The sequence below is a fragment of the Chenggangzhangella methanolivorans genome (assembly GCF_019797865.1).
Classification (GTDB): domain Bacteria; phylum Pseudomonadota; class Alphaproteobacteria; order Rhizobiales; family Methylopilaceae; genus Methylopila; species Methylopila methanolivorans.
This window is the reverse complement of the sequence record NZ_CP081869.1, coordinates 3843982-3863913: the sequence shown is the minus strand read 5'-3', so window position 1 is coordinate 3863913 and position 19932 is coordinate 3843982. Positions and strand designations below refer to the sequence as shown.

At 68.5% G+C, this 19932-nt stretch carries 23 protein-coding genes and 4 pseudogenes; 9 read left to right on the top strand and 18 right to left on the bottom strand.

Going from position 1 to position 19932, the window contains the following annotated elements:
• From K6K41_RS20205 to tsaA, 4 genes and pseudogenes are all read left to right on the top strand, one after another.
• Positions 1–712: pseudogene (locus K6K41_RS20205) on the top strand (ATP-binding cassette domain-containing protein).
• A gap of 78 nt (positions 713–790) precedes the next feature.
• Positions 791–1411: an ATP-binding cassette domain-containing protein gene (locus tag K6K41_RS20200; RefSeq protein ID WP_315855239.1), complete on the top strand. Its 621-nt coding sequence runs from the start codon at positions 791–793 to the stop codon at positions 1409–1411.
• A gap of 23 nt (positions 1412–1434) precedes the next feature.
• Positions 1435–2372 (top strand): annotated as a pseudogene (locus K6K41_RS20195) (acetamidase/formamidase family protein).
• A gap of 106 nt (positions 2373–2478) precedes the next feature.
• Positions 2479–2973, top strand: coding sequence for a tRNA (N6-threonylcarbamoyladenosine(37)-N6)-methyltransferase TrmO (gene tsaA / locus K6K41_RS20190; protein ID WP_261401990.1), 495 nt, complete (start codon positions 2479–2481; stop codon positions 2971–2973).
• Between the two features lie 9 nt (positions 2974–2982).
• Here the strand turns inward: tsaA and K6K41_RS20185 are convergent, their stop codons facing one another.
• The 14 genes and pseudogenes from K6K41_RS20185 to K6K41_RS20120 form a co-directional block, all read right to left on the bottom strand.
• Positions 2983–3447 (bottom strand): RidA family protein, encoded by a 465-nt coding sequence (locus tag K6K41_RS20185; RefSeq protein ID WP_261401989.1) that lies wholly within the window; start codon positions 3445–3447, stop codon positions 2983–2985.
• Positions 3448–3571: 124 nt separating this feature from the next.
• Positions 3572–5197, bottom strand: a pseudogene (locus tag K6K41_RS30640) (gamma-glutamyltransferase family protein).
• A gap of 85 nt (positions 5198–5282) precedes the next feature.
• Positions 5283–6479, bottom strand: coding sequence for a PLP-dependent cysteine synthase family protein (locus tag K6K41_RS20175; RefSeq protein ID WP_261401988.1), 1197 nt, complete (start codon positions 6477–6479; stop codon positions 5283–5285).
• Positions 6476–7498, bottom strand: a complete 1023-nt coding sequence (locus K6K41_RS20170) for a class I adenylate-forming enzyme family protein (protein WP_261401987.1) — start codon at positions 7496–7498, stop codon at positions 6476–6478. The genes K6K41_RS20175 and K6K41_RS20170 overlap by 4 nt, the downstream gene beginning before the upstream one ends.
• Positions 7498–7959, bottom strand: coding sequence for a long-chain fatty acid--CoA ligase (locus K6K41_RS20165; RefSeq protein ID WP_261401986.1), 462 nt, complete (start codon positions 7957–7959; stop codon positions 7498–7500). The genes K6K41_RS20170 and K6K41_RS20165 overlap by 1 nt, the downstream gene beginning before the upstream one ends.
• Positions 7959–8744, bottom strand: a complete 786-nt coding sequence (locus tag K6K41_RS20160) for a VOC family protein (protein WP_261401985.1) — start codon at positions 8742–8744, stop codon at positions 7959–7961. The genes K6K41_RS20165 and K6K41_RS20160 overlap by 1 nt, the downstream gene beginning before the upstream one ends.
• On the bottom strand, positions 8741–9166 hold the full coding sequence (locus K6K41_RS20155; protein WP_261401984.1) for a PaaI family thioesterase: 426 nt from the start codon (positions 9164–9166) through the stop codon (positions 8741–8743). Before K6K41_RS20155 ends, K6K41_RS20160 begins: the two co-directional genes overlap by 4 nt.
• Positions 9163–10164, bottom strand: a pseudogene (locus K6K41_RS20150) (zinc-binding dehydrogenase). The gene K6K41_RS20155 and the pseudogene K6K41_RS20150 overlap by 4 nt, the downstream one beginning before the upstream one ends.
• Positions 10165–10358: 194 nt before the next feature.
• Positions 10359–11273, bottom strand: coding sequence for an ABC transporter substrate-binding protein (locus K6K41_RS20145; RefSeq protein ID WP_261401983.1), 915 nt, complete (start codon positions 11271–11273; stop codon positions 10359–10361).
• A 47-nt stretch (positions 11274–11320) separates the two neighbouring features.
• A complete protein-coding gene (locus tag K6K41_RS20140; protein ID WP_261401982.1) occupies positions 11321–11707 on the bottom strand; it encodes an ABC transporter permease in 387 nt (128 codons plus the stop codon).
• Positions 11708–11797: 90 nt separating this feature from the next.
• Positions 11798–12154 (bottom strand): ABC transporter permease, encoded by a 357-nt coding sequence (locus K6K41_RS20135; protein WP_261401981.1) that lies wholly within the window; start codon positions 12152–12154, stop codon positions 11798–11800.
• A gap of 2 nt (positions 12155–12156) precedes the next feature.
• Entirely contained in the window at positions 12157–12345 is a 189-nt protein-coding gene (locus K6K41_RS20130) for a hypothetical protein (RefSeq protein WP_261401980.1), read from the bottom strand.
• Complete coding sequence (locus K6K41_RS20125) at positions 12336–12755, bottom strand: ATP-binding cassette domain-containing protein (protein WP_261401979.1); 420 nt, start codon at positions 12753–12755, stop codon at positions 12336–12338. The genes K6K41_RS20130 and K6K41_RS20125 overlap by 10 nt, the downstream gene beginning before the upstream one ends.
• Before the next feature lie 149 nt (positions 12756–12904).
• The gene (locus K6K41_RS20120; protein ID WP_261401978.1) at positions 12905–13660 is read right to left on the bottom strand and encodes a GntR family transcriptional regulator; all 756 of its coding nucleotides are present in this window, start codon (positions 13658–13660) and stop codon (positions 12905–12907) included.
• Positions 13661–14105: 445 nt separating this feature from the next.
• On the opposite strand from K6K41_RS20120, the gene K6K41_RS20115 reads away from it, so the two are divergent.
• The 3 genes from K6K41_RS20115 to K6K41_RS20105 all read left to right on the top strand — a co-directional run bounded on the left by K6K41_RS20115 (position 14106) and on the right by K6K41_RS20105 (position 16403).
• Complete coding sequence (locus K6K41_RS20115; RefSeq protein ID WP_261401977.1) at positions 14106–14645, top strand: TroA family protein; 540 nt, start codon at positions 14106–14108, stop codon at positions 14643–14645.
• Positions 14618–15016 (top strand): hypothetical protein, encoded by a 399-nt coding sequence (locus tag K6K41_RS20110; protein ID WP_261401976.1) that lies wholly within the window; start codon positions 14618–14620, stop codon positions 15014–15016. The genes K6K41_RS20115 and K6K41_RS20110 overlap by 28 nt, the downstream gene beginning before the upstream one ends.
• A 118-nt stretch (positions 15017–15134) precedes the next feature.
• Positions 15135–16403, top strand: a complete 1269-nt coding sequence (locus K6K41_RS20105; protein ID WP_261401975.1) for a glycerophosphodiester phosphodiesterase family protein — start codon at positions 15135–15137, stop codon at positions 16401–16403.
• Positions 16404–16470: 67 nt separating this feature from the next.
• On the opposite strand, the gene K6K41_RS20100 is transcribed toward K6K41_RS20105, so the two are convergent.
• Positions 16471–16860, bottom strand: a complete 390-nt coding sequence (locus tag K6K41_RS20100) for a tautomerase family protein (RefSeq protein WP_261401974.1) — start codon at positions 16858–16860, stop codon at positions 16471–16473.
• A 26-nt stretch (positions 16861–16886) separates the two neighbouring features.
• The gene (locus tag K6K41_RS20095; protein ID WP_261401973.1) at positions 16887–17867 is read right to left on the bottom strand and encodes an NAD(P)H-dependent flavin oxidoreductase; all 981 of its coding nucleotides are present in this window, start codon (positions 17865–17867) and stop codon (positions 16887–16889) included.
• Between the two features lie 118 nt (positions 17868–17985).
• Between K6K41_RS20095 and K6K41_RS20090 the strand changes: the two genes are divergently transcribed.
• The gene (locus K6K41_RS20090) at positions 17986–18879 is read left to right on the top strand and encodes a LysR family transcriptional regulator (RefSeq protein WP_261401972.1); all 894 of its coding nucleotides are present in this window, start codon (positions 17986–17988) and stop codon (positions 18877–18879) included.
• On the top strand, positions 18876–19337 hold the full coding sequence (locus K6K41_RS20085; protein ID WP_261401971.1) for a group III truncated hemoglobin: 462 nt from the start codon (positions 18876–18878) through the stop codon (positions 19335–19337). Before K6K41_RS20090 ends, K6K41_RS20085 begins: the two co-directional genes overlap by 4 nt.
• Here K6K41_RS20085 and K6K41_RS20080 read toward each other — a convergent pair.
• Together K6K41_RS20080 and K6K41_RS20075 are read right to left on the bottom strand one after the other, a co-directional pair.
• Positions 19328–19681 (bottom strand): DUF805 domain-containing protein, encoded by a 354-nt coding sequence (locus K6K41_RS20080; protein WP_261401970.1) that lies wholly within the window; start codon positions 19679–19681, stop codon positions 19328–19330. The two genes, K6K41_RS20085 and K6K41_RS20080, sit on opposite strands and share 10 nt — an antisense overlap.
• 12 nt (positions 19682–19693) lie before the next feature.
• Positions 19694–19843 (bottom strand): hypothetical protein, encoded by a 150-nt coding sequence (locus K6K41_RS20075; protein WP_261401969.1) that lies wholly within the window; start codon positions 19841–19843, stop codon positions 19694–19696.
• Between the last annotated feature and the right edge of the window lie 89 nt (positions 19844–19932).

Genomic DNA, 19932 nt, shown 5'->3' with positions numbered 1-19932 from the left:
ATGACGGTCGCGGTTCTGGTGGAGGCCCTCACCGTCGAGTTCGGCCGCTTTCGCGCGATCGACGACCTGTCGCTCGCGATCGACTATGGCGAGGTCCGCGCCGTGATCGGCCCGAACGGAGCCGGAAAGACGACGCTGCTCGACGTCATCTCGGGGGTGAGCCGCGCCAGGCGGGGCCGCATCCTTTTCGACGAGAAACTGGAGCTGACGCGCGCCTCCGAAGCCCAGATCGCGCGCTCGGGCGTGCGCCGTAAATTCCAGAAGCCGAGCGTGTTCGAGGCGCTGACGGTCCGGGACAACGTCGAGATCGGCCTCGGCGGCGCGAAAGACGCCGCGGCCCGCGAGCGCGTCGAGACGACGCTCGAAACGGTGGGGCTTGCGGGCGAGGCCGGCAGGCTCGCGGGCGAACTGGCGCATGGCCAAAAGCAGTGGCTCGAGATCGCCATGGTGGTGGTGTCCGAGCCCAAGGTGCTGATGCTCGACGAGCCGGTCGCGGGCCTCACCCGACGAGGAGACCGAGCGCACCTCGGCGCTGATCCGCGCGCTCAAATCTCCCGAGCGCGCCATCATCGTGGTCGAGCACGACATGGATTTCGTCGAGACCATCGCGGACCGGGTCACGGTGCTGCACGAGGGCCGGACGCTGTTCGAAGGCTCCATGGCCCGCGCGCGGACCGACGCCCGCGTCGTCGACGTCTATCTGGGACGCTGACGCGATGAAGCTCACCGTCCGCGACCTCGACCAGCACACTACGGATCGGCGCAGGCTCTTCGCCGCGTCAGTTTCGAGATCGCGCCCGGCGAGTGCCTCGCGGTGCTCGGGCGAAACGGCGCGGGCAAGTCGACGCTGCTGAAGTGCCTTGCAGGGGTGCTCCCCGTCACACGGGGAGCGATCGAATTCGACGGCGTCGACATGGCGCGCGCGCCGAGCCACCGACGGTCCCGCGCCGGCTTCGCCTACGTGCCGCAGGGCCGCGAAATCTTCGCCGAGCTCACGGTGCGCGAAAACCTCGTGGCGGCGGCCCGCCCGCACGGCCCCGCGACGGAGGAAGCCTTCGAGGAGGTCTACGGCCTCTTCCCCGTGCTGCGCGAGATGGCAGGACGGCGCGGCGGCGCGCTGTCGGGCGGCCAGCAGCAGCAGCTCGCCCTCGCCCGCGCGATCGTGACCAAGCCCAAGGTGCTGGTGCTCGACGAGCCCACGGAGGGCGTCCAGCCGTCGATCGTCCAGCTGATCGAGACCGTGCTGACCGGCCTCAAGGGAAAGCTCTCGATCCTGCTGGTCGAGCAGTATCTCGACTTCGCGACCGCGGTCGCGGACCGCTTCGTCGTGCTCTCGCGCGGCCAGGTGGTCGACGAGGGCGCGCGCGCCGAGATGAGCCGCGAGCGGCTCTCAAAATTCATGTCCGTCTGAAGAAACTGGAGAGAGGGAGCCCAATGGCCCGTCACCACACGATCTCGTCCGCGCCTGAAAACTGGTCTGGGGCTATCTGGACAGCGCGCTGAAGCCGGTCTGCCGGATCGCCTCCGGCGACACCGTCACGCTGACGTCCTTCCCGGCCGGCGGCAAGGAATGCCTGCCGCCCGACGCGAGCCGCGTGCCTGCCGATTACATGGCGGCGCTCGACACGCTCACCCAGGGCGGCGGACCGCACTTCATCACCGGCCCGATCTATGTCGAGGGCGCAGAGCCCGGCGACACGCTGCAGGTCGAGATCCTCGAGGCCAAGCCCACCATGGACTGGGGCTTCGTCGCGATCCTGCCGCTGCTCGGCACGCTGCCCGACGAGTTCACCGACTACGAGACCATCCACCCCAAGATCGACTCCCAGGCCAATGTCTGCACCATGCCCTGGGGCGTCGACATTCCGCTCGATCCGTTCTTCGGCATCATGGGCGTCGCCCCGCCCCCGGCCTGGGGCCGCTGCGGCTCGCCGGTGCCCCGCGCCTTCGGCGGCAACATGGACAACAAGGAGCTGAAGCCCGGCGTCACCCTCTATCTCCCGGTCTTCAACGAGGGCGCGCTGTTCTTCGCGGGCGACGGCCATGGCGTGCAGGGCGACGGCGAGGTCTGCATCACGGCGCTCGAAATGGGCATCGAGGGCACGTTCCGCCTGACCGTGCGCAAGGACATGGCGGTCGAGTTCCCCTTCGCCGAAAGCGAGACGCATCTCATGTCGATCGGCCTCGACGAAGACCTCGACGACGCGGCCAAACAGGCGGTGCGCGAAATGGTGCGGCACGTCTGCCTGCGCTCCAATCTCTCGCGCAACGAGGCCTACATGCTGTGCTCGCTCGCGGGCGACCTGCGCGTCACCCAGCTCGTCGACGGCAACAAGGGCATCCACATGATGCTGCCGAAGGCGATGATCTGAGGCTTTCGCCGACGGCTCGAACGTATAGGCTCCCAGGCGGCGGAGGCCAGAACGCCTCCGCCGCCTAGAATTGCGATGACGCGCGAAAGCCTCGAACGCCAAGCCCATGGTTCGACTGCAGGAAATCCGGTCCGGCGAGGTGGCGGTGGATCCGCCGGCGGCGACCGACGCCGGCCTCGTCTTCATCGGCCGCATCCGCACGCCTTGGACGTCGCGGCTCGACTGCCCTCGGCAGGGGCGCCAGGACGGCCCGACATGCCGCATCGAGCTGTTCGAGCCCTGGGCCCAGGGCCTCGCAGGGCTCGAGGACTTCGAGCGGGTCGAGGTGCTCTACTGGCTCGACCAGTCGCGTCGCGATCTCGTCCGCCAGAGCCCGGCGAACGACGGGACGACGCGCGGCGTGTTCGCGCTGCGCTCGCCCGTGCGGCCGAACCCGATCGGAACGTCTCTCGCGAGGCTCGTCGGCGTCGAGGGCGCGACCGTTCTGGTGCGCGGCCTCGACTGCCTCGACGGGACGCCCCTGATCGACCTCAAGCCCGACCGGTGCCAGTTCACCCCGATCGCGCCGCCCCAGAAGGGCGACTTTGAGGTGGGCGACTAGAAAGCGCCCTTACGCGATCTCGAGGATCGCGTCGATCTCGACCGCGGCGCCGAGCGGCAGCGCGGCGACGCCGACCGCCGAGCGGGCGTGGCGGCCCTTGTCGCCGAGCGCCGCGACCATGAAGTCGGACGCGCCGTTGACGACCTTGGGCTGGTCGAAGAAGTCCGCGGTCGAGGCCACGAAGGCGCCGAGCTTCACGACGCGCACGATCTTGTCGAGATCGCCGACCGCCGCCTTGGCCTGCGCCAGGATGTTGATGGCGCAGAGCTTGGCGGCGGCTTGCGCGTCCTCCACCGACACGCCGGCGCCGAGCGTGCCCTTGAGGCTCAAGCCCTCGGGCCCGATGGGCAACTGGCCGGAAATGTGCAGCAGCTTTCCGGCGAGCACCGCCGGCACGTAGTTCGCCACCGGCGCGACCGGCTGAGGCAGGGTGACGCCGAGTTCGGCGAGCTTGGCTTCGATCTCTCCGGCCATGCCGGTCTCCTTTTCTTCCGTCGTTTCTTCAAATTTCAGCGAAACAGCCTCGGCGCCTCCGCCCCCTCCCCATTGTGGGGAGGGGAATGGCCGGCGGCGCAGGCTTGCTCTCGTATACTTTCCGTCAGCCGACCGCCGCGTAGCCGTCGCGGCGGGGATCGCTCGCGGCCGCATAGCCTTCCACGGCCGGATCGCCCATCCGCCAGATGAACTGGCCGGCGCCGAAGTCCTGATAGCTGTCGTTGATGACGCTCATCTCGTGGCCGCGCTCGCGGAGCGCCGCCACCGTCTCCGTCGCCATCCCGGCCTCGACGTTGATGTCGAGCCCGGCGTTGAAGCGCCAGCGCGGCGCGTCGCAGGCGGCTTGCGGGTTCTGGCCGAAGTCGATCATGCGGACGAGCGTCTGCAGGTGGCCCTGCGGCTGCATGTTGCCTCCCATGACCCCGAAACTCATCACCGGCTGGCCATCCTTCGTCAGGAAGCCCGGGATGATGGTCTGGAACGGGCGCTTGCCCGGCGAGACCACGTTGGCGTGGTTCAGATCGAGCACGAAGCCGTGGCCGCGGTTCTGGAGCGACAGGCCCCATTCGGGCAGGCACACGCCCGAGCCGAACCCCATGAAGTTCGACTGGATGAAGCTCACCATCATGCCGTTTTCGTCGGCGGCCGTGAGGTAGATCGTGCCGCCCCGCACGGGATTGCGCGCCGCGAATTTCTGGGCGCGCTTCGGATCGATGAGCTTGGCGGCCTCCGAGAGGTAGGCGTCGTCGAGCAGCTGCGCGGGCGTCACCTTCATGTGGCGAGGTCCGCCACATGCGCATAGGTGTCCGCGAAAGCGAGTTTCATGGCCTCGATCTCGAGATGGGTGACGTCGACGCCGTCGGCCGCCATGCCCGCGAGGTCGAAGTTCCCCAGAATGCCGAGCGCGATCAGCGCCGCGATCCCCTGCCCGTTCGGCGGGATCTCGTGGACGGTGTAGCTGCGATACTTCTTTTCGATCGGCTCGACCCATTCGGCCTTGAAGCCGGCCATGTCCTTGGCGGTCATCGAGCCGCCATTGGCGCGCGAATGGGCTTCCATGGCTTGCGCGATCTCGCCGCCATAGAGCGCCGCGCCCTTGGTCTCGGCGACCCGCGCGCAACATCTTGGCCGCGCCCTTCAGCGTCACGAGCTCGCCGACTTCCGGAGCCCGGCCGCGCGGCAGGAACATTTCGGCGAAGCCCGGCGCGGCCACGAGGTCCTTCACCTGCGCGGCGGCGGCCCATTTGCCCTGCACCACCGTCGGGCAGAGATAGCCGCGCTCGGCGATCTCGATCGCGGGCTGGAGCAGGTCGCCGAAAGGCAGCTTGCCGAACCGCTCATGCAGCGCGACCCACATGCCGATCGCGCCGGGGACGGTCACCGAGTCCCAGCCGCGCATCGGCGGGCGGGCGTGACCCTCGCCGTGCTTCTTCGCGAAGTACTCCGGCGTCCAGGTCTCCGGCGAATTGCCCGACCCGTTAAGGCCGTGCAGCTTCTTTCCGTCCCACACGATGCAGTAGGCGTCGGAGCCGAGGCCGTTGGAGCAGGGCTCGACCAGCGCCATGGCGGCCGCGGTCGCGATCGCGGCGTCGACCGCGTTGCCGCCCTGGCTGATGATCTTGAGGCCGACCGAAGCCGCCAGCGGGTGCGAGGTCGAGACGATGTTGCGCCCGAACATCGGTAGGCGGCGCGACGGATATCCCGCGGTCCAGTCAAAATTCTGGGTCATCACAACTCCATTCGCGGAGACGAACTGCGTGCTTCGAGACGCCGTCCTGGCGGACGGCTCCTCAGCATGAGGACCGTGCGAGGCTTCACTCCCACAAACATCCCTCATGGCTCGAGGAGCTTGGCGTCAGCCAAGCGTCTCGAAGCGCGCAGTCGGCCTCTTCAGCCGCGCTACATAGCTCGCTCAGGCCCCGCCGAAACACGGCCTCGAGCCGCGCGTGGGGATCCGCGAGGTCGAGGCCGCGTTCAGCGAGCCATGCGTCGTTGAAAATCGTGGACCGGTAGCGCTCGCCTGAATCACAGAGCAGCGTCACGATGGTCCCCTCCTGGCCTGCCGCCTTCATTTCCTCGATGATCTTCAGGCACGCCCAGACATTGGTGCCGGTCGAGCCGCCGCAGGCGCGCCCCAGAAGCGCGCTCGTCATGCGGGCCGCGGCGATGGAGGCGGCGTCCGGAACGGCGATCATGCGGTCGACGAGGTCCGGCACGAAGGAGGCCTCGACCTTGGCGCGGCCGATGCCCTCGATCACGCTGTCGCAACATTCCACCCGATGCACCGAGCGCTCGGCGTAGTGGCGGTGGAACACCGAGCTCTCGGGATCGGCGACGCAGAGCGATGTCGGGAACTTGCGGTAGCGGATGTAGCGCCCGATCGTCGCCGAGGTGCCGCCGGTGCCGGCGCCGCACACCACCCAGTCGGGGACCGGCCGGTCCTCATGGGAGAGCTGCGCGAACATCGACTCGGCGATGTTGTTGTTGCCCCGCCAGTCGGTGGCCCGCTCGGCGTAGGTGAACTGGTCCATGAAGTGTCCGCCGATCTCGCGCGCGAGCTTTTCGGCCTCGCCCGAGACGTCGCCGCGGTCGACGAGATGCGGCTTTCCGCCATGGAACTCGATCGCCGCGATCTTCTCGCGCGCGGTCGTGCGCGGCATCACGGCGATGAAGCGCAGGCCGAGCAGCTTGGCGAAATAGGCCTCCGAGATCGCGGTCGAGCCGGAGGAGGACTCCACGATCGTGGTCTCGGGCCCGACCCAGCCGTTGCAGAGCGCATAGAGGAACAGCGAACGCGCCAGCCGGTGTTTCAGGCTCCCGGTCGGGTGGCTGGACTCGTCCTTGAGATAGAGGCTGATTCCTGGCGCGCGCGGCAGGTCGAGCTTGATGAGATGGGTGTCGGCCGAGCGGTTGACGTCGGCCTCGAGCCGCGAGATCGCCCAGGCGACCCAGGCCCGGCGATCGGGATCGGCTGCGGAAACGTGAGCCTTGGCGAGAGCGGCGCCGCTCATCGGGCCTTCAGCTCCGCCTCGGCGCGGGCGCGAAGCGCGGCGCGGTCGATCTTGTTGGTGGAGGCCAGCAGCATCTGGTCGAGGAACCAGACCCGGCGCGGATGCTGGTAGGCGGGCGCATGCTCGAGCGCGAAGCTCTTGATCGCCTGCTCGTCCACGGTCGAGCCGGGCTTGCGCACGATGAAGGCCACCGGCTTCTGGCCCTTGATGTCGTCGTCGACCGGCACGACGCTCGCCTGAAGCACCTCGGGATGGGTCTCCAGAACCGCCTCGACCTCGCCCGGAAAGATGTTCTCGCCGCCGGAGACGAACATGTCGTCGGCGCGGCCGACGAAATAGAAGTTCCCCTCCCCGTCCTGCCGGAACACGTCGCCGGTGTCGTAGAAGCCGTCCGCGGTCACGGGCGAGCGCACGTCCGGGCGGTTGTGATAGCCGAGCATGACGGCCGGGCTCTTCATCTGGAGCACGCCGGTCTCGGGCGCGCCCTCGCCGACGAGACGAACTTCCACGCCCGCGTGCACCTTGCCCACCGACCCGCTCGGCGCGCCGCCTTTGTCGTTGAACACCACGGGGCCGCCCTCGGTGGTGCCATAGGCGTTGATGATGCGGGCGTTGGGTAGCAGCTCGCGGATCTGGTCGGCGAGCGTGTCGTTGACGGGCGCGGAGCCCATCCGCACGACGCGGACGCTCGAAAGATCGGCGCCGAACAGCGCCTCTTTCTCGCGCAGCATCATGGCGATCATCGGCGGCACCGCGGTCGCCCAGGTGCAGCGGTGGCGCGCGATCGCCTCGATATAGGCCTTGGCCTGGAACTGGGGCAGCAGCACGATCGAGGCGCCGGCGGCGATGGCCAGAAGCGAATTCGCCAACGCGTTCATGTGGTAGAGCGGCGCGGCGATCAGCACCCGGTCGCCCGAAAGATCGTCTTCGGCCATGCGGGCGCAAACGACCCAGAGATGCGCCGCGTGGGAGAGCAGAACGCCCTTGGGGCGCCCGGTCGAGCCGGAGGTGTAGAGCATCAGCGCGGCCTCGTCGGCGCGCGGCTCGACGGATCGAACGGGCCGGCGTCGAGCCAGTCGCCGAAATCGGCGCTGTCGAACTCGACCGCCTCGACGCCCTCGTCGAGCTGGTCGCGGCGGGCGGCGTCGCAGAACACGACCCGCGCGCCGCAATCCGCCACGACATGGGCGATGGTCGGCTTCGGAAACTTGAAGTTCACCGGCGTCGGCACGACCCCGGCGCGCATCGCGCCGAGCATGACGGCGAGAAACTCCGGCCGGTTGGCCGAGAGGATCGCGATGCGGTCGCCGCGCTGAAAACCGCGGGCCACGAGGCCGCGGGCGAAGGCGTCGGCCATCTGGTCGAGCCCGCCGCGGGTCAGCACGGTCTCGGCGCCGTCGAGCCCGACCCCGATGATCACGGGCGCGTCGGGATGGCCGTCGCGGCGGAGGACGTCGCCGAGATTTGTCGCTTGGGTCATCAGGCGCTCCGGCATTCCATGCGCAGGTCGAGAGAAGGAATTTCGAGGGCCGCGACGCCGTCGGCGCCGGCGTCGGTCCACGTCACGCCTGTGGCAGCCTTTGCGAAGCCCGCAAGCGCGTCCAGCCCGTCGAAGCGAAGCCCGAGCGCGGTGAAGCGCGGCGCCTCGCCGGCCACGACGTCGATCGCGAAGCCGTCCGAGATCACGCGCCAGCCCTCGCCATGCGGCTCGGGGGCAGAGCCCGCCGCAGAAGCGTAAAGCCGACCGTCGGCCTCCGGCGAGCGGGACGCGACCTCGATGCGGTCGAAGCCGTTAAAGCCGTTCGGATGCGCCAGCCACTCGTCGCGCCAGACATATTCGGGCGTCAGGTGCTGGCAGAAATAGACCCGGCCCGCGGGAAACAGGCCGTTGGGCGCGCGCACCGTGCGGAAGCTCGCCTCTTTCGCCTCGCCGTCGATCTCGACCGGCCGCGAGAAGGCGACCGGCTCGAACGGCGACAGCTTCGCCTTTTCGAGCCGCCGATACGTGGCCTCGATGTCGGCGCTGCGGAACACCAGACCGTTCAATCCGAAGGGGCTGTCCAGCACCTCCTGGCGCTGCTTGCCCTCGCTCGGCACCCCGACCAGTTCGAGATAGGCGCGCGGCGCCACCATCAGGTGGTTAATGGAGCCGAGCGAGTGGCGGCCCTGCGGCGTCAGGCGAAAACCCAACGCCGCGAAGATCTCAGCCGCCGCCTCCATGCCGCGGAGCGTGTTCACCACGACGTGGTCGAGCGGCTCGGTCACTTAGGGCTCGCCGTCATGTAGACGCCGCGGCCGCTCGCGAGCAGCTTGCCGTCTTCCGACAGGATCTCGGCTTCCGCCACCGAGAGCGTCGAGCCGAACTTGACCACCTTGCCCTTGGCAATCAGGTCGCCCTGCATGCCGGCGCGATGGTAGTCGACGCGCAGATCGACCGTCGGCACGCCGCGGCCGGTCTTCGACACCAGCGCCCAGTCGGCCGTGAGATCGACGAGCGTCGCGAGGATACCGCCGTGCATATACCCACGTTCGGCGTTGACGACCATTTCGGGCCGCCAGGTCGCCTTCAGCTCGATGGTCCCGTCGCCGACGGAGAGCACCTTCAGGCCGAGCCACTGGTGGAACGGGCCCTTGAGGAGCTTTTCCTCGATCTCGGCCGCGGTGGGGAGCGTTGTGGTTTCGCTCACGGCGTCACCACGATCTTGCCCATGACCTCGCGGTCGCATCATCCGCAGGCCTTCCGCCGCCTCTTCAAGCGACAGCTCCTTGTCGATGACCGGCTTCAGCGTGCCTTCCTGGATCATGTCCATAAGGGAAGAGGTCGTCGTCGTAGAACGAGTTCGAGCCGATGATCTTGAGCTCGAAGCTCCAGATGTAGCGGAGGTCTTCCTTCGGATCGTGGCCGGCGGTCGCGCCGCAGGTGAGGATCACGCCGCCCCGCTTCACGCATTTGAGCGACGGCGCCCAGGTGTCGCCGCCGGTGAAGTTGATGACGACGTCGACGCCGCCCTCGTAAGATCGGCGCTGCGGCTTGCCGTATTGCTGGATCGCCCACTTGGAGAAGTCGGTCTCGCGGTAGTTCACCACGTGGTCGGCGCCGAGCTCCTTCAGCCGGTCCATCTTGTCCTGCGAACCCGCGCAGGCGATGACCTCGCAGCCCATTTGCTTCGCCAGCATCACGCAGCCCGTGCCGACGCCGCCCGAAGCGCCGAGGATCAGCACCTTGTCGCCCGGCTTGATGGTCTTGTGGGTGACCAGCATGCGGTGCGCGGTGCCGTAGGCGACGGGGAGCGAGGCGGCCTCGGAATAAGTGACCTTGTCCGGCATCGCGATCAGCTGGCCGACCGAGACCTGGCAGTACTGCGCCATGCCGCCGTCGAGCATTTCACCCCATCAGGCCCTTGTTCGGGTAGAGCGGGTTGACGAGCACGCGGTCGCCGACCTTCCAGCCCGTGACGCCCTCGCCGAGCTCGGTGATCTCGCCGGCCATGTCGAGGCCGATGATCACCGGCAGCGGCACCTTGATGCCGGGCATGCCCTTCACGGTGAACACGTCGTGGTAGTTGAACGAGGAGGCGCCGACGCGGATCACCACATGGCCGGGCTCGGCGGTCGGAACCGGATAGTCGTCCACGACGGTCAAATCGCTGACGTCGCCGTGCTGCTTGAGCAGCAAAGCCTTCATAGTCGCAGTCATCGGAATGCTTTCTCTTCTTGCGGCGCTTGCGCGCTTGTCGTTGGGGAGGGGCTGGTCGGGGCCTGCCCCTCCCCGATTGGGGAGGAGGCAGGTTGCGCGGCGCTCAGTCGACGCCGGTCACTTCATCGACTTCGAGGCTTCGTAAGGCGCGGTGACGAGGGCGCTGTCCGGCAGCGTGCCCTTCACGGCGCCACCGACTTGAACACCTCGAACTCGGCCTTGAGCGAGGCGACGTCGGCCGGCTCCATCGAGACGGCGTAGATGCCGTCCCAGAGCGCCGCGTAGTTCTTGGCGTCTTCCTCGTTCATGTTGGCGGCTGCGACGAGCGCCTTGGCCACGGCCGGCTTGTCGGCCTTGCCAAACTCGTAGGTCTTGCGCATCGCGACCACGAGCTTGGCGGCGGCTTCGGGGTTCGCCTTCAACCATTCGTTGCGCACGAGTCCGACTCCGAGCACGGGCGGGGCGTCCTGCTGCGTGATCTTCTTCCACTCGTCGCGGAAGGAGGCGAGCTTCCTCAGCTTCATGTCCTTGACGAGCGCCTGGGTGACCGTGCGCAGCGCCGCGGCGTCGATGTCCTTCTGGGCGAGGAACTGCGCGAGGCGCGGGTCGTTGCCGGGCACGGCCGTGTAGTCGCCGGCCTTCATGCCGTAGTTCTTCTCAAGGATCGCGGCGGTGATGGCCGCGGTCGCGCTGCCGGCCGGCGAGGAGCCAATCTTCTTGCCCTTCAGCTCCTCGATGGTCTTGATCGGACTGTCTTCCGGCACGACGAAGTCGAGCTCGGCGACCTGGGTCGAGAGCATGATCGACATCGGCAGGCCATCGGCCGCGACGCTCAGCGAGCCGCCCGCCGCGGCGCCGATGCCGAAGTCGATCGCGCCGGCGGCCATCGCCTTGGTGGGGGCGTTGACGTCGGGAAACTTCACATACTCGACCTCGAGGCCTTCCTTCTCGACGAACTTTCCGGCCTCCATCACTGCGCCGAAGCCGAGGCTGACGCCCGAGCTCCAGTAGCCGATGCGGACCTTGTCGGCGTGCGCGGGTCCCGCGACCCCGACGACGGCCGCGAGGGCTGCGGCGAGAACTGCGATGCGTTTCATGCGGATGCTCCGAGTCTCAGGTTTCAGGTCTTGGGAGGAAGGACGCGTCACTGCGACCCGGCCTTCTTCTTCCAGCGGAAGAGGCGGTTCTCGAGCGGCTTCAGGATAAGGGCTTCGAGCACGATCATCAGGGCGATCAGCGTGAGCGTCCAGGCGAACACCTGGTCGGTCTGCACGAGGTCGGCGGCCTGGCGGAGCCGGTAGCCGATGCCGCTCGAGGCGCCGAGCGTCTCGGCCACGAGGCTGACGCGGGCGCCGAAGCCGAAGGCGAGGCGCGCGGCCGAGAAGAACGGCGGCAGGATGGTCGGCAGGTAGATCTTGGTCAGCACCTGCGCCCGCGACATGCGGAACGTCTGGGCGAGCTCGATGAAGTCGGCGTTCACCGTACGCGTGCCCTGCCAGACGTTAGTCAGGATCAGCGGCATCGCGGTCATGAAGACGACGAAGATGGTGGTCCAGTCCGAGAGGCCGAACCAGATCAGCGAAGATCGCCCAGATCGAGGACGACACGGTGTTGATGACGGTCAGCACCGGCTCGAAGAATTCGCCGAGCTTTCGCTGGCTCCAAGGACGAGGCCGAGCGGCACGCCCACGACCGCCGCGATGGCGAAGCCCATGAAGACGCGCCAGAAGGTGATGCCGAAGTCGTTCCAGAAGCTCGGCGTCGCGACGAGGCTCGACCAGGCGGCGTAGACCCGCGCCGGCCCTGGAAGCACGAAGGCCGGCGCGCCGAGCGAGGCGATCTGCCAGACGCCGACGAGCAGCGCGAGAAGGCCCATGCGCAGCATGAACAGGCGGAACCGGCGCTCGCGCGCGGCGTGCGGCCGGATCGGGGCGCCCGCGACTTCCTGCGCTAGCGTCTTGGGAGGCGAGGCCGCCATGCTCAGAGTCTCCCGCGCAGGGCGCGCGCCTGTTCGTGGACCTCGGCGGAGGCCGGGTCGCGCGGATAGGGAAGATCGATCGTCTGCGTTTCGCGCACGCGGCCGGGGCGCGGGTTGAGCACCACCACCTTGTTGGCGAGCACCACCGCCTCCTCGACGTCGTGGGTCACGAACACGATGGTCATCGACATGAGCTCGGCGATGCGCAGAACCTCGCCGTGCATCTGCGAGCGGATGGTCGGGTCGAGCTTGGAGAAGGCTCGTCCATGAGCAGCAGGGTCGGCCGCGTGACGAGGCTGCGCGCCAGCGCCACGCGGCTGCGCATGCCGCCCGAAAGCTCATGCGGATAGACGTCGGCGAACTGCGAGAGGCCGACAAGCGCCAGCGTCTCGGCGACGCGCTCCTTGCGCTCGGCGCGGCCGACGCCCCCGGCCTCGAGCCCGAAGGAGACGTTCTGCGCGGCGGTGCGCCAGGGGAGCAGCCGGTCCTCCTGGAACATGTAGGTCATCGAGCGCCAGTCCTTGAAGTCGGCGGCCTTGACGCCGTTCAGGAACAGGCATCCGCGGTCGGGCTTCACGAGGCCCGCCACGATGTTGAGCACGTCGACGTCCGCAGCCCGACGCGCCGACGATCGCCACGATCGACTTCTCGGGCACGTCGATGTCGATGTTCTGGAGCACGTGGAGGCTGTCGCCGTCGCGGCGCTCGAACCACTTGCTGACGCACTGAAGCTTGACCGACGCCATGGCTCTATTCCCGCGCCTTGACCGCGACGCCGACCGGCACGACCGCGGCGCTTTCGGTGAGGCTCGCGATGACCTTCTCCATCACCATGGCGCGGAAGGTCTCGACATGGCGGCGGGCGACCTCTTCGGCCGCGTCCGCGTCGCCGGCGACGAGATGGTCGATCATCAGCGTGTGGTCGTTCTCGATGTTGGGGCGCACGCGCTGCACGCCGAAGCCGAGCGCGACGAGCCGGGTCATCTCGTCGAGCAGGCCCGACAGCGCGCGGCACAGCCGCCCGTTCCCGGACGCGGTCGCGATCGCCATGTGGAAGGAGCGGTTGGCCTCGAGGAAGAAGTCGAGCTGGTTGCCGACGTCGCCGGGCATCTGGCCGCGGCAGGCGCGCTCGAGCCGCTCGAGATGCGCGCGGTTCACGCGGCCCGCCGCAAGCCTCGCGGCGAGCGGCTCCAGCACGACGCGCATCGCGAAGACCTCGTCGACGTCCTTCACCGTGACGGGCGCGACCCGGTAGCCGTGGCGGGGGATCGAGGCGATGAGGCCGGCCTCGGTCAGGCGCTGGAGCGCGATCCGCAGGCTCGCCTTGCCGAGGCCGAAGCGCTCCATCATCTCCGGCTCGGTGAAGCGCGCGCCAGGCATGATCCGGCAGGAGACGATCTCTCGCCTCAGCAGGTCGTAGGCCTGGTTTCCTTTGAGCGTGGCGTCGTGCATCGCGATCTTCGCCGAAGGCGCGCCGCCGTCGCCATGACTGTTCGAGCTGGACATTTGGCCGCCCCACGAATGTTCTGTGAGCAGCCTACAAATGTTGGTTGGGACGCCCAAGAGCAAAGTTTTTGCAGATGCGAGCGCCTTCCTGATCAGGGCGCTGGCGCTCAAGCCATTGGCAAATAAGCGTTTGCTGTCGCGCCGGGTTTCGCCCCGATGGCCCGGCGCCCGCTCTCGCGGCATTAAGCCTATCGCGTCGCCAATCATGAAGGCCGGAGCGGCGCCCGCCGCCGGGACACATTCGGCGGCCAGGCAGGCGGGGCTATCGGCGACTAGGCGCCATCGTGACGGATGGCCGGCCGCAGTTCAATAATCAATAAAATCTAATATCAACACTTCATCGTCACGACGTTCAATAATTCTTTGTCGCAATCTTCAACTCAGGCAGAAAATAAGCAGCCAAAGAAACAGTATATAGCGAATTGTAATAATTATGAGATCGACGATGCTTTCGAGACGCAGCCTGATCGCTGGCGCGATCGGCGCGCTCGCGGCTCCCAACATCGGGCTCGCGGCGGCCTGGAGACCCAAACGCATCATCGCCATCGGCGGCCCGATCACCGAGATCCTGTTCGGGCTCGGGTGCGGCGACCAGATCGTGGCCGTCGACCAGACCTCCCGCTTTCCGGGAGCGGCCCGGCGCAAGGGCGACGCCGGCTTCCATGACGACCTCTCGGCCGCGCAGCTTCTTTCCCATGCGCCCGATCTCGTGGTCAGCGGCGAGGAGACGAGCATCGCCGACGTGAAGGACGCGCTCGCGCGGTCCTCGGTGCGCGTCTCCTCGCTCAAGTCCGTGCGGCGGGCGAGCGACGTCACGCAGCGGATCCGCGCCGCAGGAGACGCGGTCGGCGACCCCGGCCGCGCGGCGCGGCGCTCGCGGACGCAGTGGCGGAGGATCTCTCGTCCCTGTCCGACGATCTCGGCCGCCTGCCTGCGCGGCGACGCGCCCTCATCGTCATGGGCCTCGGCAGCGGCCACCCGATGATCGTCGGCGGCGCCGGCTCGCCGGCCGCGCTCGCGCTCGAAATGGCCGGCGGCGTCAACGCGACAGGACATTTCAGCGGCTGGAAGGCGCTCAAGAACGATCAGGTCGCGGCGCTCGAGCCGGAAGCCGTCGTCGCGCTGTCGATCGGCGCGCCGCTGCTCGCGGCCGACGTCTCCGCCCATCCGGCGCTCAAGGGGACGGCCGCCGCGCGCGAGAACAGGGTCGCGGTCGCCGACGCGCTCGCCTTCACGGGCTTCGGACCGCGGACCGCTCACGTGATCGCGGCCGCGGCGCAGGCGATCTACCCGGACGCGCGCTTTCGCCCGCTGCCTCGGCGCGAGTGGCTCGAGGACGATCTCGTCTCGCTCTGACGAAGTCGATAGGCTTTCCGCCCGGTCGCTGGTCCGTCGTCACCGCGCCGTCAGAACGGGCCGCTACGGTCCCGGCCGATATCGGAATGGTCCCGGTATCGCCCAACGAGGGATCACAATGCGCAAGCAGATTGTCACACTCGGCCTCGCGCTCGCCGTCGCGGCGTCGGCGCTGGCCGTCGCGGACAAGGCGGCCGCCCAGGAGGGCGCGAAGGGAGGCAAGCAGCAGATCAACGTGCAGCTCGGCCCGCGTCCGTACTTCCTGATCAACGACATGGACAACGGCCCGCTGAAGCGCAAGCTCCAGCAGTGCGAGAACAAGAGCCTCAAGCCGACCGAGTTCTCCATCGGCCACCGCGGCGCGCCGCTTCAGTTCCCCGAGCACACCGTCGAGTCCTATGAGGCGGCCGCCCGCATGGGCGCGGGCGTGCTCGAATGCGACGTCGCCTTCACCAAGGATCTCGAGCTCGTCTGCCGGCACGCGCAGAACGACCTGCACACGACCACCAACATCCTGCTGACCCCGCTCGCGAAAAAGTGCACCAATGGCTTCACGCCGGCGGAGATCAACGACAAGGGCGAGGTCGTCACCCCGGCGAGCGCCGAGTGCCGGACGAGCGACATCACGCTCGCCGAGTTCAAGTCGCTGCGCGGCAAGATGGACGCCTTCAATCCGCGCGCGACCACCGTCGAGGAGTTCGTCGACGGCACCGCGAAGTGGCGCACGGATCTCTATGCCGGCGAGACCAGCGGCCACCTGATGACGCACAAGGAAAGCATCGAGCTCTTCAAGAAGCTCGGCGTGAAGATGACGCCGGAGCTGAAGAGCCCCGTGGTCGAGATGCCGTTCCGCGGCTTCAGCCAGCAGGACTACGCCCAGAAGCTGATCAACGAGTACAAGGAAGCGGGCGTCAAGGCCAAGGACGTGTTCCCTCAGTCCTTCGACATCAACGACGTGCTGTACTGGGTCCAGAAGGAGCCGACGTTCGGCCGCCAGGCGGTCTATCTCGACGACGCCAACACGGTCGCCGATCTTCCGAACGCCGCCGAGCTGCAGAGCTATCGCGACCAGGGCATCCGCATCTGGGCGCCGCCGGTCTTCGCCGCGCTCGCGGTGAACGGCAAGAACGAGATCGTCGCGTCCAAGGCCGCCAAGAACGCCAAGGCCGCGGGCCTCGACCTCATCATCTGGTCGCTCGAGCGGTCCGGCCGCCTCGCCGACCTCAACGGCGACTTCTACTACCAGACAATCGAGCGGGCGGTCAGCCGCGAGGGCGACCTGATGCGCGTCATCGACGTGCTGGCGCAGGACGTCGGCGCCCGCGCGATCTTCTCCGACTGGCCGGCGCCCGTCAGCTACTACGCCAACTGCATGGGCCTGAAGTAATCGGTCCGATGACGAGCGAAGGGGGCGGCGCGTCGCGTCGCCCCCTTTTTCGTTTCGCGTCTGGCGCTCACAGCTCCCCGGTGAGGAACTGGGCGCGCCCGTGGCCGAAGGACCAGTCCTCGTCGCCGTTCTCGACCATCGAGACGACGACGTCGGCGGGCGAAATCCCGCACCGGGCCTCGAGCTGCTCGCAGAGCAGTCGGTAGAACGTCTCCTTCATCTCGCGTCCCCGCGGGCGCGTCGTCACCTGTAGGACGACGCGCTGATCGCTGCGCGCAATGTCGAGACCGGTGTCCTCGACGACCATATGGGCGGCCGGATGCTCGTGGACGATCTGGTAGCGGTCGCGCGGCGGAACCTTGAAGGCGGCGAGCATCGCCTCATGGGCGGCGTCGAGCAGCGTCCGCAGTTCCTGAGGGCTGCGGCCCTCGACGAGATCGAAGCGCAAAAGCGGCATGGCGGGTCTTCTCCCAAGGCGTGAGATCAGTCGGCGGACAGCGCCTGCGACGCGGCCCTGAGCCGCCGTTCGGCGTCGGCGGCGATGCGCTCGACGAGCTCGCCCGCCGGCGGAAGGTCGTCGATGAGGCCGATGGCCTCGCCGACCGTCACGTTGGAGACCGGGTCGCCGCCGCGGCTTTGCTCCTCGGCGGCCTTGCGCGCGCCGAGGTCCATGGCGCGGAGCTCGTTCTCGCGGCCGTGCCACTCGTCGACGAAGCGGTTCCGCAGCAGCCGCCCGGTGTATTCGGCCGGCCAGTCGCGGTCGCGGACGATGTCGTAGACGGTGGTGCGGATGGTGTCGTCGCCGGTCGCGGCCAGCGCGCGGGCCTTGGCGGCGTCGGGGATCTTGGCCTCGCGCGTCGCCCAGAAGCGCGTGCCGAGCAGCGCCCCGTCGGCGCCGAGCGTGAGCGCCGCCGCCAGCCCGCGCCCGTCCGCGATCCCGCCGGCCGCGAGCACGAGGACCTCCGGACGCCTCGCGGCGACGAGATCGACGACGTGCGGGACCAGCGAGATCGTGCCGCGCGTGGTGAGCCCGTGGCCGCCGGCGTCGCTTCCCTGCGCCACGATCACGTCCGCGCCGGCGTCGAGCGCGCGCCTGGCGTGGTCGAGACTGTGGACTTGGCAGAGCAGAGGCGCGCCGCTTGCGCGGATCTTGCCCGCGACGGGCGTCGGATCGGCGAAGGACAGCATCACGGCCGCCGGCTTCAGCGCCAGCGCCCGGTCGAGCAGGTCCGGCGCGTTCGCGAGCGCCCACGTGATGAAGCCGAAGCCGACGCACGCCCCGCCGGCCTTGGCGAACTCCGCCTCGGGGGTCGCGCCGTCGCCATAGCCGACGCCGATCAGGCCGAGGCCTCCGGCGCGGCTGACGGCGGCTGCGAGTTCTCCGCCGGACGCCGGATCCATCGGCGCGAGCACGATGGGGCAGCGGAGTCCGAAGGTTTCGGTCAGTCGGGTCTTGAGCGTCATGGCGGCTCCAGGTCGCGGCGCCGCGGAACGGCGCGGGTCGTCGAAGCCAGACCTAGCGCGCCGACGCCTTCTCGAATAATGATTAGTTCAGATCACCCTCATCTCGATTGACGATGCCATGAACAGCACCGACCTCGCCTTCTTCACGGCCGTCGCCGAGGCCGGCGGCATCGGCCGAGCGGCCCTTGCGCTCAACACCGTGCAGTCGAACGTCACGGGCCGGATCCGCTCGCTCGAGCAGGAGCTGCGCGCGCCGCTGTTCTACCGGGGAGCCAAGGGCGTGACGCTGACGCGGGCGGGCGAACGGCTGCTGCCCTACGCCACGCAGGTCTCGCGGCTGCTCGCCGACGCCGAGCAGGCCGTGCTCTCCGATGAAACTCCCCAAGGATCTCTGCGTCTTGGCGCGATGGAGACGACGGCGGCGCTCAGGCTGCCGAAGCTGCTGACGCGCTACGCCGCGGCCTTTCCCGAGGTCGACGTCGAGCTGGAGCTCGGCCCGACCGAGGCCCTGCTCGCCGCGGTTTTGGACCGTCGCGTCGAGGCCGCCTTCGTCGCCGGCCCCATCTTCCAGGCGGAGCTGACGTCGTATCCCGTGCTCGACGAGGAGCTCGTGCTCGTCGCCGCCCCGAGGATCAAGAGCTTCGACGAAGTCGTCTCCATGCTCGCGCAGAAGCGCGAGGCGAGAATTCTCGTCTTCAGGTCGGGCTGTTCTTATCGTCAGCGGTTCGAGACCTTTCTCGCCGCGCACGGCCTCGTCCATGTCCGGCGCATGGAGTTCGGAACGCTTGACGGAATCATCGGCTGCGTCGAGGCCGGCATGGGCGTTTCTTTGCTGCCGCGCGTGGTCGCCGAGCCGATGGAGCGCGCCGGAAGGGTGTCGATGCACCGCCTTGCGGACGATGAAGGGCGGGTCGGGACGCTGCTGGTCCATCGGACCGACAGCCTGCTCACGGCGGCCTTCGAGCGGTTCCTCGACCATGTCGGCGCGGCGTTTTGCGAGGCGCGCCCATGACGCAATCCGCCACGCCGCCCGCGCGGAACGTCCCGGTTTTCTCGGCCTCCGGGCTCGACGAGGCGATGATCCGCGCGGTGGTGGATCGCTTCTACGCGCTCGCCCGCCAGGACGCCGTCATCGGCCCCGTCTTCGTCGCCGCGGTCCCCGACGAGAGATGGTCGGCGCATCTCGACACGATCGTGGATTTCTGGAGCTCGATGCTCCTCGGAACCCGCCGCTACGACGGCCGGCCGCTCGCCAAGCACATCCGCCTGCCCGAGCTCGGCGACGCGCATTTCCGGCGATGGCTGGCGCTGTTCCGGTTGACGGTCGAGGAGATCTGCCCGCCCGACGTCGCGGCCTTCTGGATCGAGCGCTCGGAGCGGATCGGCGGCTCCTTCCGCCTCAGCCTGCGGATGCGCCGCGGTGAGGACGTGCTCCAGTTGAAGCCGCTCGAGCGCGAACCCTATCCCTGACGCCGCTCGCCGTCCGCCGGCCGGCTTTTCGGAACCGCGAAACCGACGAGGACGACGGGCTGGAGCCCCGGCAGCAGAAGGAGCAGAGACCAGCCCCATCCGAGGCCGACGTCCCTCAGGCGCTTCACCAGCAGCGCAAGCCAGGTCCACCAGCCGGCGACGAGCGCCGCCGTGACCGTCGGCGTGAAGGCGAGCGTCTCAGCCTCCAGCGCCGCCGGCTCGAAGACCAGCAGCGCGAGGATCAGCGCGGCAGCGGAGCCGATAAGTCCCGCGAGATAGGCGCCCCGAGTGACCCGGCCCGAAAAGCCGACCAGCAGCCATGCGGCCCGGCGCGCGATCTCCAAGACCTCGCGCCTTCAGCGACGGTTGCGCTTGCGGCGCCGGAGCCAGCGGCGGAACGCGATGAAGCCGGCTGCGAAGGCGACCAGCAGGCCGAGCAGCGGGTTCACGGCGAACGCGAACTGCACCAGCACGATGACGCCGATCACCGCGACCCAGGGCTTCATGCCGCCTTCGGGCTCGTCGATCGGCTCAGGCTCGGCGGGCTGGCGACGCGGTCGCGCATCTGGGCCCGCATCCCGGCCATGTCGAACGC

Coding starts and splice junctions, on each gene's coding strand:
- K6K41_RS20170 (WP_261401987.1), bottom strand. CDS start 7,498: ATGCTCTACACCTCCGGCTCGACCGGGCGCCCCAAGGGCGTTCTGCTC.
- K6K41_RS20075 (WP_261401969.1), bottom strand. CDS start 19,843: ATGAAGCCCTGGGTCGCGGTGATCGGCGTCATCGTGCTGGTGCAGTTC.
- K6K41_RS20140 (WP_261401982.1), bottom strand. CDS start 11,707: ATGACCGCGATGCCGCTGATCCTGACTAACGTCTGGCAGGGCACGCGT.
- K6K41_RS20135 (WP_261401981.1), bottom strand. CDS start 12,154: ATGGCGGCCTCGCCTCCCAAGACGCTAGCGCAGGAAGTCGCGGGCGCC.
- K6K41_RS20085 (WP_261401971.1), top strand. CDS start 18,876: ATGACGCAATCCGCCACGCCGCCCGCGCGGAACGTCCCGGTTTTCTCG.
- K6K41_RS20110 (WP_261401976.1), top strand. CDS start 14,618: ATGGGCCTCGGCAGCGGCCACCCGATGATCGTCGGCGGCGCCGGCTCG.
- K6K41_RS20105 (WP_261401975.1), top strand. CDS start 15,135: ATGCGCAAGCAGATTGTCACACTCGGCCTCGCGCTCGCCGTCGCGGCG.
- K6K41_RS20175 (WP_261401988.1), bottom strand. CDS start 6,479: ATGAGCGGCGCCGCTCTCGCCAAGGCTCACGTTTCCGCAGCCGATCCC.
- K6K41_RS20100 (WP_261401974.1), bottom strand. CDS start 16,860: ATGCCGCTTTTGCGCTTCGATCTCGTCGAGGGCCGCAGCCCTCAGGAA.
- K6K41_RS20145 (WP_261401983.1), bottom strand. CDS start 11,273: ATGAAACGCATCGCAGTTCTCGCCGCAGCCCTCGCGGCCGTCGTCGGG.
- K6K41_RS20090 (WP_261401972.1), top strand. CDS start 17,986: ATGAACAGCACCGACCTCGCCTTCTTCACGGCCGTCGCCGAGGCCGGC.
- K6K41_RS20165 (WP_261401986.1), bottom strand. CDS start 7,959: ATGACCCAAGCGACAAATCTCGGCGACGTCCTCCGCCGCGACGGCCAT.
- K6K41_RS20095 (WP_261401973.1), bottom strand. CDS start 17,867: ATGACGCTCAAGACCCGACTGACCGAAACCTTCGGACTCCGCTGCCCC.
- K6K41_RS20130 (WP_261401980.1), bottom strand. CDS start 12,345: ATGTCGATGACCATCGTGTTCGTGACCCACGACGTCGAGGAGGCGGTG.
- K6K41_RS20115 (WP_261401977.1), top strand. CDS start 14,106: ATGCTTTCGAGACGCAGCCTGATCGCTGGCGCGATCGGCGCGCTCGCG.
- tsaA (WP_261401990.1), top strand. CDS start 2,479: ATGGTTCGACTGCAGGAAATCCGGTCCGGCGAGGTGGCGGTGGATCCG.
- K6K41_RS20185 (WP_261401989.1), bottom strand. CDS start 3,447: ATGGCCGGAGAGATCGAAGCCAAGCTCGCCGAACTCGGCGTCACCCTG.
- K6K41_RS20120 (WP_261401978.1), bottom strand. CDS start 13,660: ATGTCCAGCTCGAACAGTCATGGCGACGGCGGCGCGCCTTCGGCGAAG.